Consider the following 15,083-nt stretch of genomic DNA (forward strand, 5'->3'; position numbering starts at 1 on the left):
ACGTGGACGGGGTGCGCCGGCATCCGAGTCCATGCGGGGTTCAATAATCGCCACGTGACCGATCCCTTCGCGACGGCGATGATCCGCGACCGTGTGCTTGCTGCCTGGGCTGCGTCACCGGCCCGGTTCCGCGAGGATGCGAATGCCGAGGAGGACCTCGCCCTCGGCGGCTACCGCGACCGGCTCGTCGTCGAACTCGCCCAGAACGCTGCCGACGCGGCCGCCCGGGCCGGCGTACCCGGCCGGCTGCGGTTCACGCTCCGGGACGATCCGCAGGCCCGGGCGGAGTCGGGCGGCCCAGTGCTAGTCGCCGCCAACACCGGCGCCCCGCTCACCGCCGAAGGTGTCGAGGCGCTCGCGACGCTCCGCGCCTCGGCGAAGCGGGAGGACAGCCTCGACGCCGACGCGCGCACCCAGTCGGTGGGGAGGTTCGGGGTCGGCTTCGCGGCCGTGCTGGCGGTGACGGACGAGCCCACCGTGCTGTCCCGGCCCGGCGGCGCGCGGTTCTCCCGCGATGACACGGCCACGCTCGTCGACGAGGTGGGGCGGACCGCTCCTGGGCTGACCGAGGAGGTACGCCGGCGCGGCGGTCACGTGCCGGTACTCCGGCTCCCGTTCCCGGCCGAGGGCGAGCCACCCGAGGGGTTCGAGACGGCCGTCGTGCTGCCGTTGCGCGACGAGGCCGCCGCCGATCTGGTCCGCCGGTTGCTGGCCGAGGCCGACGACGCGCTGCTGCTCGCCCTGCCGCACCTGGCCCGGATCGAGATCGACGTCGACCCGGCGGCTCCGCCCCGGGTGCTCGCCGACGTCCACACCCGCTGGCACGCCTACCGCGCGGCTGGCGTGTGGAGCCCCGCCGAACGCGCGGAGCTGCTGGCCGACCGGCCGACGGAGGAGCGCGAACGCCCGTACTGGTCGGTGCTGTGGGCCCTCCCGCAGGTGCCGAAGGGAAGCCACACCGCGCTGACGCCGGCGTACGACCTGCCGACCGTCGTGCACGCGCCCACGCCGACGGACGAGCCGCTGTCCCTACCCGCCATGCTGCTGACGTCGTTCCCGCTCGATCCCACCCGTCGCCACGTGGCGCCCGGTCCGCTCACCGACCGGTTGGTGGCGGAGGCGGCCACGGCGTACGCCGAACTCGCCCGGACCCGCGCCGAGGCCGGCGATGACGTGATGGGTCTGGTGCCGGTCGGCCTGCCGCTGGGCCGGCTCGACGGCGCGTTGAGGCAGGAGATCCTCCGCCGGCTCCCGGGCACGCCGCTGATCGCGGCGGCGGAAGACCCGAGCATGCTGCTGCGTCCACGCGAGGCCGTGGTGGTCGAGGGCGCCGACGATCCGCTCATCCGGATGCTGGCGCCGGCGGTCGGTGGGCTGGTGGCGTCCAGGCGGCGTGACCGGGCTGCGTTCGAGGCGCTCGGCGTCCGCCGGCTCCCGCTCGCGGACCTGGTGGACGAGCTGGCGGCCGTCGCGGCGGCCCATCCTCCGGGCTGGTGGCACGACCTGTACGTCGCGCTCGCCTCGACCGTCGCCGACCCCGAACGGCGGGAGGCGCTCGGCGCGTTGCCGGTGCCGCTGGTCGACGGTCGGGTGGTCCATGGTGCGCGGGGGTTGCTGTTGCCCGGCGGTGGCGAGGTGCCGGCGGAGGCGTTGAGTGTGCTCGCGTCGTACGGCCTGCGGCTCGTCCACCCCGAGGCCTGCGCCGAACCCGCGCTCGCCACGCTGGAACGCCTCGGCGCGGTGCCGGCGAGTCCGCGCACCCTGCTCGACGACGGTGCTGTGCGAGCCGCGGTCGAGGATTCGGTCGACGCCGACGACCCGGCCGGCGTCGCCGACGGCGTCCTGGCGCTCGTGGCGGCGGCGGTCGCGGCGGGGGAACTCGGGCCGGGTGACCTGCCCTGGTTGGGTGACCTTGCCGTACCGGACGAGGCCGGGGAGCTGGCCCCGGCGAGCGCGCTCGTCCTGCCCGGCTCGGATGCGGAGGCGGTCCTCGACGCCGAGGAGTTCACGCCGGCCGACGCCGGTCTGGTGGACCGGTGGGGTACGCCGGTGCTGGAGGCCGTCGGTGTCGTACGGACGCTGGGGCTGGTGACGGCGTTCGACGTGGACCTCGCGGGCCTGCCCGACGAGCTCGCCGACCTGGACGAGCTCACCGACTGGGCCGACGAGGCGCTGAGCGGCCGGCTGGGTGGGCCGGCTGGCGGCCTGCTCGGCGGTACGGTGGGTGAGCTGTCGGCGGTCCGCGACCTCGACTACGTACGCGACGACGCCTGGCCGGCCGCCCTCCGGCTCCTCACGAGTGAACCCTCGCTGCGCCGGGCACTGGTCCAGCCGGTCCGCATGGTTGACGTCGACCGCCCGGATGGACCGGCCGTGGTGGTCCCGTCGTACACCTCCTGGTGGGTACGCCAGCACGTCCGCATCGACGGGCAGCCGCTCACCAGCTTCGCCGACCCCGAGGCGGACCCGGTGCTGGCCGCGTTGCTGGGTTCGGCGCCGCCGGCCATCGCCAACCTCGACCCGGACGCTCGGCGGGCGCTCGGCCTGGCGCGGAGCGTCGCGGACCTGGACGGCACCGGCGTTCACCATCTCCTTCGCCGGCTCGCCGATCCGGCGGTCGACGTGCCGGCCGTGACGATGCTCCGCCTGTGGGCGCAGTTGGGTGAGCTTGACCCGGCAGTGGCGGCTTCGGCCCCGGCACCGGACCAGGTGCGGGTACTCGCCGGGTCGGGGACCCAGGTGGTGGAGGCTCGCGAGGCGATCGTGGTCGACGCACCCATGTGGGCGCAACGGACCGACCTCGGCGGGCAGGTCCTCGCGCCTGCCCGCGCCGCGGAGACGCTCGCGGAGCTGCTCGACCTGCCGCTCGCCTCGGAGTCCGCCGCCGGGATCGTGAGCCTGGGCGGGGAGCCCTTCCCGGTCCCGGAGGCCGCACGCCTGCTGGCGCCGCAGGTGCCTGACACCTGGTGGGAGCACGACGACCTGCTGGTCGACGACCGCCCCGTCGACTGGTGGGTGGACGGCGAAGGGCGCCCGCACGCCGCGACCGGCGAGGGTCTCGCGCGGGCGCTGGCCTGGGCGGCCGGGCGCTGGGAGGACCGGCATCCGCTCGCGGCCGTCCTCGCCGAACCCGAGCGGGTGGCCGAACTCCTCCTCGAGACGGCGTACGACAGCTGAGACGGCCTACGACAAGCTGATCAGTTGTCGCGCACGTCGCCGGCCCTCATGTCGAGGGGCGGCTCTCCGCATGGCGATGATGCGTCTGCGCATCCGTGGCCTGACGTTGGCTGTGCTCGACCAGCCGGGGGAAGTCGGTGGCGATGCCCCGTAGCAGGGTGACGACCGCGCTCTCGATCTCCGCTTCGCTGATGGGTGCGTGACCGAACAGCGCGCGGTGGTGGACGAGCGATCCGAGTAGGTCGACCGTGAGCCCGAGATCGAGGTCCTCCCGTAAGTCACCGCGGGCGATGGCCCGGCTCAGCGTCTCTGCGACCGCCGCGCGCGGGGGTTCGAACAACGCGGCCATGAAGTCCGCGTGGAGGTCGGGTTCTGTGGCGCAGTCGGCCAGGAGCGGAGCGAGGACGCCGGGTGGCATGCGCTGGAACGCCGCGACGAAGACGCTGATGCATTCGCCGAGATCGCAGAGCGTGCAGTCGGTGTTGGGTGCCTGTGCCGCACCCAGTCGCCGGGCCAACGCGGCGAGTACCAGCCGCTGCCGGGTGGGCCAGCGCCGGTAGATGGCCGGCTTGGTGGTCCCAGCGCGCCGGGCCACCTCTTCGAGGGCGAAACGGCGGTAGCCCACTCCGTCGAGGACGTCGAGCGTCGCGTCGAGTACGGCGGCGTCGATATGGGCGTTCCGTGGCCGTCCCGCACGCGGGGCCCTACCAGCGTGAGCGTCCGGGGCACGGGTGGTTGGCACGAGGACAGCTTAGTCGTTATATTCCGTTCCGGAACGGAACGTAATTAATCTGGCATCGATATGGCGTCACCTGTGAGTGCCGCTGGGATGGGGGAGTCTGTGTCGAACGTCCAACTGTCAGCAGACCAGCGGGCCGGTTGGCGCGAATGGTCCGGGCTGGCGGTGCTGGCGCTCGCGACGCTGCTACTCGCGATCGACAACACCGTGTTGTTCCTCGCGCTGCCACATCTGAGCGCGGATCTGCGGCCGACCCAAACCGAGCAGTTGTGGATCATGGACGCCTATGGCTTCATGATCGCCGGGTTCCTCGTCACGATGGGTGCCCTTGGAGACCGGATTGGCCATCGCCGGTTGTTGCTGATCGGTGCGGTGGCATTCGCTTCCGCGTCGGTGTTGGCGGCTTACTCCCCCAGTGCGGAGATGCTGATCTTCGCTCGGGCGGTGTTGGGTATTGCCGGAGCGACTCTCATGCCCTCGGCTCTGGCGTTGATCGCCAACCTGTTCAAGGATCCCCGCCAGCGCGCCTTCGCCGTCGGGGTTTTCGTCAGCTGCTTCATGGGTGGTGCCGCGCTCGGGCCGGTGGCCGGCGGGATCCTGCTCGAGTCGTTCTGGTGGGGCTCGGTATTTCTGCTGGGTGTGCCAGTAATGGTGCTTCTCCTGGCGACCGGCCCTCGCCTGTTGCCTGAGTCTCGCGCTACGACTGTGGGACGCCCCGATCTCGCCAGCGTGGTTCTCTCCCTCGCCGCGATCCTGCCGATCATCTATGGGCTCAAGGAGGTCGCGGCCGAGGGTATGCGGTGGCCTGCGGTCCTGATCGCTGCGACTGGCATAGCCGTCGGGTGGGCTTTCGTCCGCCGGCAGCGGCGGCTGACCGACCCGTTGCTGGATCTGCGGTTGTTTGGCAACCGATCCTTCACCGCGGCGCTCGTTATCCTGCTGCTCGTCATGGTCCTTCAGGGCGGGATCTACCTCCTCGCCAGCCAGTACCTCCAACTGGTGGAAGGGCTCTCGCCGTCCCGGGCAGGCTTGTGGCTCGTGCCGCCCGCGATCGCGCTGGTCGCCGGTTCCTTGCTGGCCCCGGTGATTGCGCGGACGGTCCGGCCGGGCACTGTCATTGGTAGTGGGCTGGCGATCTCAGCGATCGGTTTCGCTTTGCTTACCCAGGTCGACCACGAGGGAGGGACAGCTCTCCTCATCGGTGGCATCGTCATCGGATTCCTCGGCACGGCTCCGGTCGGCGCGCTCGGCATCGATCTGATCGTCGGATCCGCTCCGGCCGAAAAGGCAGGCTCGGCGTCCTCGATGGCAGAGACGAGTGGTGAGCTCGGTAGCGCATTGGGCATCGCGGCCCTGGGCAGCGTGAGCGCCGTTGTTTACCGCGACCAGATCGCCGGCGAGGTTCCCGCTGGCGTACCAGACGAGGCCGCCGAGGCTGGACGCGACACGCTCGCTGGAGCCGTCACCGAGGCAAACGAACTGCCCCCTGGTTTGGCGGCCCAGCTTCTCGAACCTGCCCGCGAGGCGTTCACCGCGGGGCTGGCCGCCGTAGGTGGCGTCAGCGCGGTCGCCGTCGCCGGCCTCGCCATCGTCGCGTTGATCGCTCTCCGGTCGCATCAAGCGCCGAACCCTGTAGACCGTGACCCGCGTACCAATGCGTACGAGGTGAGGGAATAGCAGAAGCTCAGCTGTCCCGCGGCACCCGGATCAGGAGGACGCCCGGCTCGATCTCGCACCGGAGTTCGTGCCCGATCCGCACCACGTCGCCGTCCAGTTGTCGCGGGCACGCTTCGACGGCACGGACGACGACCCGCCGGCCGCGCCAGGTGCGCAACCGGTCGTCCTGGGCGGACGAGCGGCGTACCACCCGCCAGGCAAGGCCGGGCCAGTCGGTGAGCCGCCGCGGCGCCACCGCCACGACGTCCAGCATCCCGTCGTCGGGTTGCGCGTCGGGGAGCAGGGAGAGCCCGGCGTGCAGGGTGCCGACGTTCCCGACAAGGACGGTGCGGACCCACCGGCGGACGGTGGGGGTGTCGTCGACCGTGATGTCCACGCGTACCGCCGGGAACGACAGGTTGCGGGCCATCGAGATGAGGTACGCCGGCCACCCCATCCGCGCCTTCAGCTTCGGCGGAGCCTCGCCCACCACGGCCGCGTCCAAGCCGAGCCCAGCCATCACAGCGAACCGATCCGGGCCCAGGTCGTCCCCGTCGACGCGGACGAGATCCATGAGGCGGTCCCGGCCACCGAGCGCCACCCGGATCGCCGCACCGTGGTCGAGCGGGAGGCCGAGGTTTCGGACCAGGAGGTTGCCGGTGCCGGTGGGCACGATGCCGAGGGGTACGCCGGTCCCGGCGACTTCGGCACAGACGACGCGTACCGTCCCGTCGCCGCCCGCGGCGATCACGAGGTCGACGCCGGCGGCCAGAGCGGACTTCGCCATCGCGTGCCCGGCATCCTGCGGCGACGTCTCGAACCACAGCGGGGGTTCCCACCAGTCGCGCTCTGCCTGGCGTTCCAACTGGCGGCGGAAGTCCGCCAGGTCCTCGATCTTGGCGGGGTTGAAGACGACCGCGACCCGCCGCCGCGGGGTGGTGTCCGGCGCCTCGGCACGCGCGCGGTTCCTTGGCCGACCGAGTCCGAACGCGAGGAGACTCGCGCCCAACACCGCGAGCGCCAGGAACCACGCGGCCAGCACGTCCGAGAGGTGGTGTACGCCGAGCGCCACCCGGTCGAACCCGACCAGGAGGACGAACGCCACCGCCAGGCAGCTGGCCGTGATCTGGATCCAGCGCCGCTTCGTGAGCTGCAGGACGAGGAGGACGAACGCGCCGAGGATCAGCGCGGACGCGAAAGCATGACCGGAGGGGAAGGCGTACCCATCGATGTCGACGACCGGATGAGGGAGCACTGGCCGGGGTCGCGCGACCAGTGCCTTGAGGAAGACCTCCAGGAGGGCGCCGACGGCGATCGTGCCGACCAGCCACAGACCCAACCGGCGATATCCCCGCTGGATGATGAACGCCGCCACGATCACACCCACGGCCCGGAGTACCCAGGGTTGGGAGATCGCCTGCAGTGTTTCCAGAAAGTTCGTCCAGGCCCGATGCCGGATGACCGGCTCAGCCAGGTCTGCGATGACCACCTGGTCGAGGGTGACGAGTGGGGACCACCTGGTCGTGACGAGGACGAGGAGGAGCGCGAAGCCAGCGCTGCCCGCGAGGGTGGCGACCGCCGCCCAACTGTCGGTCAGGCGTCCCCGACCCACTGGTTGGCGTCCCCGCCGGCGTCGCACCCCGCCGCCACGGCGCGCTCCAGCCGCGGCCCGACCGGCGTCCCCGTTGGTCCGGCCCTGGTCGGCGCGGACATCCTCGCTCACGGAACGCATGTCTACCCCTGTCGCGCCGGTCGGCACGACCTCGGGGTACCCGCCAGCCGTCTGGCGGGACCTCCATACGACCTCGGCCAGCTCCGGGCACTATGCCTCTGACCAGGAAACCGGTGGCGATCTTGTACGGGTCTCCGGTTACCCTCGGTGTCGTGATCGACCCCAAGTTGCTCCGTGAAGATCCCGACCGCGTCCGTGAGAGCCAGCGGCGTCGCGGCGCATCGGTCGAGCTTGTCGACCAGGTGCTCGCCGCCGACGAGCGGCGCCGGTCGTCGATCGCGACGTTCGAGCAACTCCGGTCGGAGCAGAAGGCGCTCAGCAAGCAGATCCCGCGCGCCCAGGGCGAGGAGAAGCAGGCGCTGCTGGCCCGCACCAAGGAGCTGGCGGCTCAGGTCAAGGTGGCCGAGGCGAGCCAGGCCGAGGCGGGGCGGGAGTACGACCGTCTCATCCTCGAGCTGGACAACCTGGTCGAACCCGACGTACCACTCGGTGGCGAGGATGACTACGTCGTCCTCGAAGAGGTCGGGCATCTACGCGACTTCGCGGCCGAGGGCTTCGAGCCGCGTGATCACGTCGAGCTGGGCAAGGTGCTCGGCGCAATCGACGTCGAGCGGGGCGCGAAGGTGTCGGGGGCGAGGTTCTACTACCTCACCGGCGTCGGCGCGCTGCTGGAGATGGCGCTGGCCAACATGGCGATCGACCAGGCAACGGCGTACGGCTTCACGCCGATGATCCCGCCGGCCCTGGTGAAGCCGCAGGCGATGGAGGGCACCGGCTACCTGGGCCAGGCCGCCGAGGACGTCTACCGGCTGGAGCGCGACGACCTCTACCTCGTGGGTACGTCCGAAGTGCCGCTCGCGGCCTACCACATGGAGGAAATCCTCGACGGTGAGCTGCCGAGGCGTTACGCCGCGTTCAGCCCGTGCTTCCGTCGTGAGGCAGGGTCCTACGGCAAGGACACCCGTGGGATTATCCGGGTGCACTGGTTCGACAAGGTCGAAATGTTCTCCTTCTGCCACCCCGATGACGCGGCGGCAGAGCACCGGCGGTTGCTGGCCTGGGAGAGGGAGTTCTGGGACAAGCTCGAGGTGCCGTACCGCGTGATCGACACCGCTGCGGGTGATCTGGGTGCGAGCGCGGCGCGGAAGTTCGACATCGAGGCCTGGATCCCGACTCAGGGCCGCTACCGCGAGGTGACGTCGACCTCCAACTGCACCGACTTCCAGGCGCGCCGGCTCTCGATCCGGTTCCGCGAGGAGGAAGGGATCCGGCACGTGGCAACTCTCAACGGCACCCTGGTCGCGATGGCGCGGGCCATCGTCGCCATCCTCGAAAACCACCAGGAGCCAGACGGCGGCGTCAGCGTCCCCAAGGCTCTGCAGCCGTTCCTCGGCGGTCGGGGCCGCCTGGAGCCGCTCGCGTGAGGGTCGGACCCGCGACCGAGACGGCGCCGAGCGCCGACGCCTGGCGTCCGAAGCTGGTGGCGCTCGACATCGACGGGACCCTCGTCAACATCCGTAACGAGATCTCGCCCGTCGTCGACGCCGCCGTACGTGCGGTGGCCGCGGCCGGTGCGCAGGTGGTGCTCTCGACCGGGCGAGGGCTCACCGCGACCCGGCCGCTCGCTGTCCACTTCGACCTGCAACGGCCGTACCTCGTATGCAGCAACGGCGCGGTGACTGTTCGCCTGCACTCCGAGTCTGATCCGCCGGCGGCGGACGTCGACGGCGTGGATGGTCGTCGGGGCCCCGAGATGATCGACATCGTGACGTTCGACCCCGAGCCGGTGCTGCGGATGCTCCTCAAGCGCCTCCCGGACGTCCTGGTCGCGGTGGAGGAGTTGGGCGTCGGCTATCGCGTCAACGCGCCCTTTCCACCTGGTGAACTCACCGGCGAGATCAGCGTCGAACCCCTCGAACGCCTTGTCGCCGACCCCGCCACCCGTGTCATCCTCCGCCAGCCTTCCATCGAAGCCGAGCACTTCCTCGACGTGGTCGACCGTGTGGGCCTGCACGGCGTCTCCTACTACATCGGCTACACGGCTTGGCTGGACCTCGCACCCGAAGGCGTCAGCAAGGCGACCGGGCTGGCGAAGGTGGCCGAGCGGCTCGGCATCCGCCGCGAGGACGTGCTGGCCATCGGCGACGGCGACAACGACGCCGAGATGCTCTCGTGGGCCGGTCGCGGCGTGGCGATGGGGAACGCCGCGATCGAGGTCCAGGAGGTGGCCGACGACGTGACGGCGCTCCTCGAGGACGATGGGGTCGCGGTCGAGCTCGCCCGCTGGTTCCCCGGAATCACCGCGCCCCGCCCGTGATCATGATGGTTGTCATGAACGTCAAGCGGACGGATAGCCCGCTTTGGCTTCATGATCACCGTGGCCGCTCATGACGTCCCGCCGCCAACGCGTCGGTGCGTACGCCGTCTGCCTCGACGCCACCGGCCAACTCCTGCTCTGCTGTATGTCAGGGCCGGTCGGGCCTGGAGATTCTTGCGTGCCGGACTGCTCGCAGGCTCCCTTGACGTCTCGTCACGCAAGAATCTCCAGGCCCTCCCTTTATGTTCGGAGGAGGCCGCGGTGCGGGAACTCGCGGAGGAGACCGGGCTGACCGGGCGGGTGGACCGGCTGCTCGGCGTACACGCTGGCCTCTACACGATCAACGGCGTCTCGATCCACGGCGTACGCCTCCTCTATCTGGTTGACGTCATCGCTGGATCGCTCCGGCGTGAGCAGGACGGCGGAACCGACGATGCGGGATGGTTCGGCCCCGAAGCGCTCGAAGCGCTATCACTGTCGGCCCACGCCCACCACGCACTCGCACTGCTGGATCACTGATCTTCAGACTCGCGCCGGTACATGGACACCGCACACACTCATCGTGCACTCCTCGCCCGCCGGCGTTGGCCTCACCAAAGTGCCGTTCACCATCGGACCCGGCGACGTCGCCGAAGCCGTAGCACTGGCCATCGGCCGGACCGATTTGCATGATCGCGCGTTGTCCTGACACGCCTTGATCTAAACCAAACTTGAGGTTGCCCGGCCCAGGCTCGGATCGACCGTTGATCTTCGCTGAGGAAGTACGATCGTGAGTGCGCAGGCTGGCGACAGGAGGCACGCATGACCGCCGCACAACCGTTGGAGGTGCACCTGCCTGGGCGGGCACTCACCCTTGACGACGTGGCCGAGCTCGCGGCTGCCGACGAGCTGCACCGTTACGAACTCGACGAGGGAAACCTCCTGGTCATGCCTCCAGCGGATGCCGAACACGCCGCGATCATCACTGGGCTACTTGTCTGGCTGGTGACGAATGGACATGACCGGAACCGGGTGCTGAGCACCCCTGGCGTGAAGATTTCCGAACGGTCGTCGGGTCGCAGCCCAGATCTGGTCCTGCTGCGCAGGTCTGTGGGAAGGACGGTGTGGATCGACCCGATCGACGTGGCGCTCGTCGTCGAGATCGTTTCGGAAGGGTCGAAGAAGCTCGACCGCATGGTCAAACCGAGTGAGTACGCCCAGGTGGGGATCGCGCACTACTGGCGCGTCGAGGGCGGCGAAGGGCTCAGCCCGACCGTGCACATGTACACGTTGGGTGCCGGAGAGGACGGCGAGCCGGCCTACATCGGGCACCGCGCCGTCCTGCTGGACGAACTACTCGCCGGCAGGCCAGAAGGCGTGATCTAGGCACGAGTTGGTGCCGTATACCAAGGGGAGCCACCCGGCCATGGCTCCAGCCCTTACCGTCGTGCTCCGGGCATTCGTGTTGCCGTTTCTTGGACAGCCGGCCTACGCTGACCGCATGACGTTCCGGCAGCAGCTCCGCATTCGCCCAGAGGGTAGGCCCTCTGTCGCGTGTGCCCAGGAGATGATGCGGCCCCGCTAGGGGCCGCCTGCGTGCCGTATCCACTGCTCGAAGGCCCCTCGCGGAGGGGCCTTCTGCGTATCCGTCTCAGCCGGGCCCACTTCGCAAGGTTTCGCGAAAGGAAGCCCGATGCCCAGACCGCCGAAGCGGTTCTACGTCACCACCTCGATCCCGTACGTCAACGCCGACCCGCACCTCGGATTCGCGCTCGAGTTGATCGAGGCCGACGTCCTCGCCCGACATCGCCGGCTGCGCGGGGACCAGGTGCGGTTCCAGTCCGGGACCGACGACAACGCTCTCAAGAACGTCCAGGCCGCCGAGCGCGCCGGCGTACCCGTGCAAGCTTTCGTTGACACGCACGCGGATGCGTTCGAGGCGCTCAGCGGGGTTCTGAACCTGTCGTACGACGACTTCCTGCGTACCAGCAAGGATCCCCGCCATCGTCCGGGGGCCGAACGCCTGTGGCGCGCGTGTGCCGCCGCCGGTGATCTCTACCGCCGCCACTACGAGGGGATGTACTGCGTCGGGTGCGAGCGGTTCTATGCCCCGGACGAACTCGTCGACGGCTTGTGCCCGGACCACGACACGCCGCCGCAGCCCGTCAGCGAGGAGAACTGGTTCTTCCGGTTGTCCCGCTACGAGGAGCCACTCCGTCAGTTGCTCGACAGCGGCCGGCTCCGGATCGAGCCGAAGGTCCGCGAGAACGAGGTTCGGGCGTTCATCGAAAACGGCCTGAACGACTTCTCCATCTCCCGGACCGTCGACCGCGCCCGCGGCTGGGGCGTGCCGGTCCCCGATGATCCGAGCCAGGTGATGTACGTCTGGTGGGACGCGCTCGGCAACTACATCACCAGCCTCGACTACGGAGAGGGCGCGGACGCCGAGGGGTTCGACACCTGGTGGCGGAAGAGCGACCGGCGGGTCCACGTGATCGGCAAGGACATCCTGCGGTTCCACGCGATCTACTGGCCGGCGATGCTGCTGTCGGCGGGGCTTCCGCTGCCGACGGAGATCTTCGTCCACGACTTCCTTACGGCGAACGGCCGGAAGTTCAGCAAGTCACTGGGGAACGTCGTCGATCCGGGGTGGCTGACCGAGGAGTTCGGTGTGGACGCGGTGCGCTGGTGGCTCGCCGCGAAGGTGCCGAAGGTCGGCGACACGGACTTCACCGTCCAGCGTCTTGTCGACGCGGCCAACCGCGACCTCGCGGGTGGTGTCGGCAACCTCGCCCAGCGGGTGGTGAGCATGGTCCATCGCTACCGCGACGGTGTCGTACCCGAGGCGGTGAACGACGACGAGCCGGCCACCCGGCTACGGGCCCACGCAACGGCGCTACCGGCACGGATCGATCGGGCGCTGGCAGCGTTCGACCTGCGAGCCGCCGCGCTCGCGCTGCTGTCATTGGTTGCCGAGGCGAACCGCTATGTCGAGGACACCGCACCATGGGTGCTGGCCAAGGCGGATCGGTCCGGCGATGTCGATGCGCGCCGCCAGCTCGATGTCGCTCTCAGTGCCCTCGTCGACACGATCCGGATTCTCGCCGCCGAGCTGGAGCCGTTCGTGCCAGAACTCGCGGCGCGGTTGGCGTACCAGCTCCAACCCCTTGCCCCACAAGGGGTTCTGCCACCACCGGAACCGGTGTTCCCGAGACTCGAGGTGGAGCCTGGGGAGAAGATTGCACCTTCGTCTGGCTTATTCGTTAAAGTGCGGACTCGTGCCTAGAATCCGACTTGCGCTTGCCTTTGTCGCGGCCGGTGCGATCGTCCTTGCCGGATGTAGCTCCGACGAGCCCGAGACCACCGGTGCCCAGCAGCAGACCAAGGACGACGTTCCCGCCCAGGTTGCCAACGAGAAGCCTTCCGAGGACAAGAAGAAGCCCACTCCCGCCCAGCTGAAGTCAGCGGTCGGCAAGGTGGTCCTCGGTGAAGGTGACATCGGCCATGATGTCGAGGTCCAGGACCAGGACGACACCCTGGAGGCCGCGACCAACGACATCTGCGCCAAGGACTGGTCCGGCGACAACTCCCGCATTGCCCGCAACCAGGACTTCTTCTGGAAGTCCGCGCGCCAGGCCAAGCTGGTCGTCAGCAACGAGGCAGTGGCGTACCAACCCGGTAAGGGCTCTGCCGCGATCGCCGAGCTCAAGCAGGCTGCCGCGGAGTGCAACACCTGGAAGCACGACCAGGGCACGATGGGCAAGGTCCACATCGTCGACCCGCCGAAGGGTGCGCTCGACGGTTCGTTCGCGTGGCAGGGCAGTGACGACCGCAAGGGCGTCGAGTACTCCTACGTTGCCGTCTACCAGACCAAGGACGATCTCCTGAGCGCCCTCTACGTCTGGGCACCCAGCGAGAACGAAGCCCGCGATGTCGCCGCGGAGCTTGCTCCCAAGGCCGCGCAGCGACTGGAGAAGGCGCTCGGCTGAGGGTTCGGGGCGCTCTGACAGGATGGCGCGGTGACTCCCGCTGCCGCGCCTCGCCCCAAGCTTGTCGTGAGTGATCTCGACGGCACGCTCCTTCGATCCGACGGCACAGTTTCAGACCGCACCAGAAGCGCTCTCGAGCAGGTGGAAGAGGCAGGCGGCACGGTCGTCTTCGCGACCGGCCGCCCGCCCCGCTGGATGCGCCCGGTCGCCGACGCGACCGGGCATCGTGGTGTCGCCGTCTGCTCCAATGGCGCGCTCGTCTATGACCTGCGGGAGGAACGCGTCGTCGAGCGGTATCTCCTCGCTCCCGAGATCGGGCTGGCCGTTGTCGACGCCATCCGCGGCTCGATTCCCGGGGTGGCCTTCGGAGTGGAGTTCGGCCACTCGTTCGGGCACGAGTCGACCTACCGCGTGATCGATGACGTGGCCGGCGAGGTGTACGTCGGTGAGTTGGCGGATCTCCTCGCCCAGCCGGCCGTGAAGCTCCTGGTCAAGCACGAGGGCCACAATCCTGACGTGCTGCTCGCCAAGGCCCGCGAGGTCGCGGGTCACCTGGCGGAGTTCACCCATTCGAGCCCGCGGACGGCTCTGCTGGAAGTCTCCGCGCAGGGTGTCTCCAAGGCGACGACCCTCGCCGCGTTGTGCGCCGAACGCGGGATCGCCCCGTCAGAGGTGGTGGCGTTCGGCGACATGCCCAACGACCTCGCCATGCTCGCCTGGGCCGGGACGGCGTACGCCGTGTCAAGCGGGCACCCGGAGGTGCTCGCCGCGGTGGACCGTCGATGCCCGTCGAACGACGAGGACGGGGTCGCCCACATCCTCGAGGGGCTGTTCGGCTGACGCCCAGCGTCAGAGGTACATGCCGCCCGGGCGCTCGGCGTCCTGCTGGGCCTGCATATGTGGCGGCAGCGGAGTGCCGGGTGGCAGGGAACGCCGCATCTGCTCCAGCTGTGCGCGGGCGGCCATCTGCTGGGCGAACAACGCGGTCTGGATGCCGTGGAACAACCCTTCCAGCCAGCCGACCAACTGAGCCTGCGCGACTCGGAGCTCAGCGTCGCTGGGGATCGCTCCGTCCTCGAACGGCAGCGAGAGCCGCTCCAACTCCTCGACGAGCTCGGGCGCGAGGCCCTTCTCGAGTTCGGCGATGGACGACTTGTGGATCTCCCGCAGGCGCTGGCGGCTCGCCTCGTCGAGCGGCGCGGACTTCACCTCGTCCAGCAGTTGCTTGATCATGCTGCCGATCCGCATCACCTTGGCCGGCTGCTCGACGAGGTCGGTGACCGAGCGTTCTTCCTCCTCGCCGCCCTCGGCGCCCTTCGACGGCGGACCTTCAACGGCCATGCCGTCAGGACCCACGATCACCACGCGCGGGAGTTCGGAAGTGCCACGCTGCTTGTCTTCGCTGGCGTGAACGTCAGGGGTGTGCTCCGGATCGGTCATAGGCCCATCCTTACCCCAATGGTCACCAGACGCGAGACCGGGCCCGGCGTCGTA

The 15,083-nt window shown here is 69.6% G+C and carries 12 protein-coding genes; 9 read left to right on the top strand and 3 right to left on the bottom strand.

What is annotated here, in order from left to right; translation table 11 throughout:
• The first annotated feature begins 54 nt into the window (after positions 1 to 54).
• Positions 55 to 3,177: a sacsin N-terminal ATP-binding-like domain-containing protein gene (locus tag B141_RS0134990; RefSeq protein ID WP_020579835.1), complete on the top strand. Its 3,123-nt coding sequence runs from the start codon at positions 55 to 57 to the stop codon at positions 3,175 to 3,177.
• Positions 3,178 to 3,223: 46 nt separating this feature from the next.
• Here the strand turns inward: B141_RS0134990 and B141_RS0134995 are convergent, their stop codons facing one another.
• A complete protein-coding gene (locus B141_RS0134995) occupies positions 3,224 to 3,919 on the bottom strand; it encodes a TetR/AcrR family transcriptional regulator (protein WP_020579836.1) in 696 nt (231 codons plus the stop codon).
• 72 nt (positions 3,920 to 3,991) lie between these two features.
• On the opposite strand from B141_RS0134995, the gene B141_RS0135000 reads away from it, so the two are divergent.
• Entirely contained in the window at positions 3,992 to 5,593 is a 1,602-nt protein-coding gene (locus B141_RS0135000; protein WP_237742889.1) for an MFS transporter, read from the top strand.
• 7 nt (positions 5,594 to 5,600) lie between these two features.
• Here the strand turns inward: B141_RS0135000 and B141_RS50475 are convergent, their stop codons facing one another.
• Positions 5,601 to 7,304: a bifunctional phosphatase PAP2/diacylglycerol kinase family protein gene (locus B141_RS50475; protein ID WP_020579838.1), complete on the bottom strand. Its 1,704-nt coding sequence runs from the start codon at positions 7,302 to 7,304 to the stop codon at positions 5,601 to 5,603.
• Between the two features lie 152 nt (positions 7,305 to 7,456).
• On the opposite strand from B141_RS50475, the gene serS reads away from it, so the two are divergent.
• The 7 genes from serS to B141_RS0135050 all read left to right on the top strand — a co-directional run bounded on the left by serS (position 7,457) and on the right by B141_RS0135050 (position 14,429).
• Positions 7,457 to 8,728 carry a serine--tRNA ligase gene (gene serS, locus B141_RS0135010; protein WP_026257863.1) on the top strand — a complete coding sequence of 424 codons (1,272 nt, stop codon included), beginning with the start codon at positions 7,457 to 7,459 and terminating at the stop codon, positions 8,726 to 8,728.
• Between the two features lie 53 nt (positions 8,729 to 8,781).
• Complete coding sequence (locus B141_RS44475; protein ID WP_040423230.1) at positions 8,782 to 9,621, top strand: HAD family hydrolase; 840 nt, start codon at positions 8,782 to 8,784, stop codon at positions 9,619 to 9,621.
• A 261-nt stretch (positions 9,622 to 9,882) separates the two neighbouring features.
• Positions 9,883 to 10,140: an NUDIX domain-containing protein gene (locus tag B141_RS50030; RefSeq protein ID WP_020579841.1), complete on the top strand. Its 258-nt coding sequence runs from the start codon at positions 9,883 to 9,885 to the stop codon at positions 10,138 to 10,140.
• A gap of 282 nt (positions 10,141 to 10,422) precedes the next feature.
• Positions 10,423 to 10,986: a Uma2 family endonuclease gene (locus tag B141_RS44485; protein ID WP_020579843.1), complete on the top strand. Its 564-nt coding sequence runs from the start codon at positions 10,423 to 10,425 to the stop codon at positions 10,984 to 10,986.
• Between the two features lie 307 nt (positions 10,987 to 11,293).
• Complete coding sequence (gene metG, locus B141_RS0135040) at positions 11,294 to 12,886, top strand: methionine--tRNA ligase (RefSeq protein ID WP_020579845.1); 1,593 nt, start codon at positions 11,294 to 11,296, stop codon at positions 12,884 to 12,886.
• Positions 12,879 to 13,589, top strand: a complete 711-nt coding sequence (locus B141_RS0135045; protein WP_020579846.1) for a hypothetical protein — start codon at positions 12,879 to 12,881, stop codon at positions 13,587 to 13,589. The genes metG and B141_RS0135045 overlap by 8 nt, the downstream gene beginning before the upstream one ends.
• 30 nt (positions 13,590 to 13,619) lie before the next feature.
• Positions 13,620 to 14,429 (top strand): Cof-type HAD-IIB family hydrolase, encoded by an 810-nt coding sequence (locus B141_RS0135050; protein ID WP_020579847.1) that lies wholly within the window; start codon positions 13,620 to 13,622, stop codon positions 14,427 to 14,429.
• A 9-nt stretch (positions 14,430 to 14,438) separates the two neighbouring features.
• Here B141_RS0135050 and B141_RS0135055 read toward each other — a convergent pair whose 3' ends face one another.
• Positions 14,439 to 15,029, bottom strand: coding sequence for a bacterial proteasome activator family protein (locus B141_RS0135055; protein WP_020579848.1), 591 nt, complete (start codon positions 15,027 to 15,029; stop codon positions 14,439 to 14,441).
• Between the last annotated feature and the right edge of the window lie 54 nt (positions 15,030 to 15,083).

It is taken from the genome of Actinopolymorpha alba DSM 45243, from assembly GCF_000373925.1.
Taxonomy (GTDB): domain Bacteria; phylum Actinomycetota; class Actinomycetes; order Propionibacteriales; family Actinopolymorphaceae; genus Actinopolymorpha; species Actinopolymorpha alba.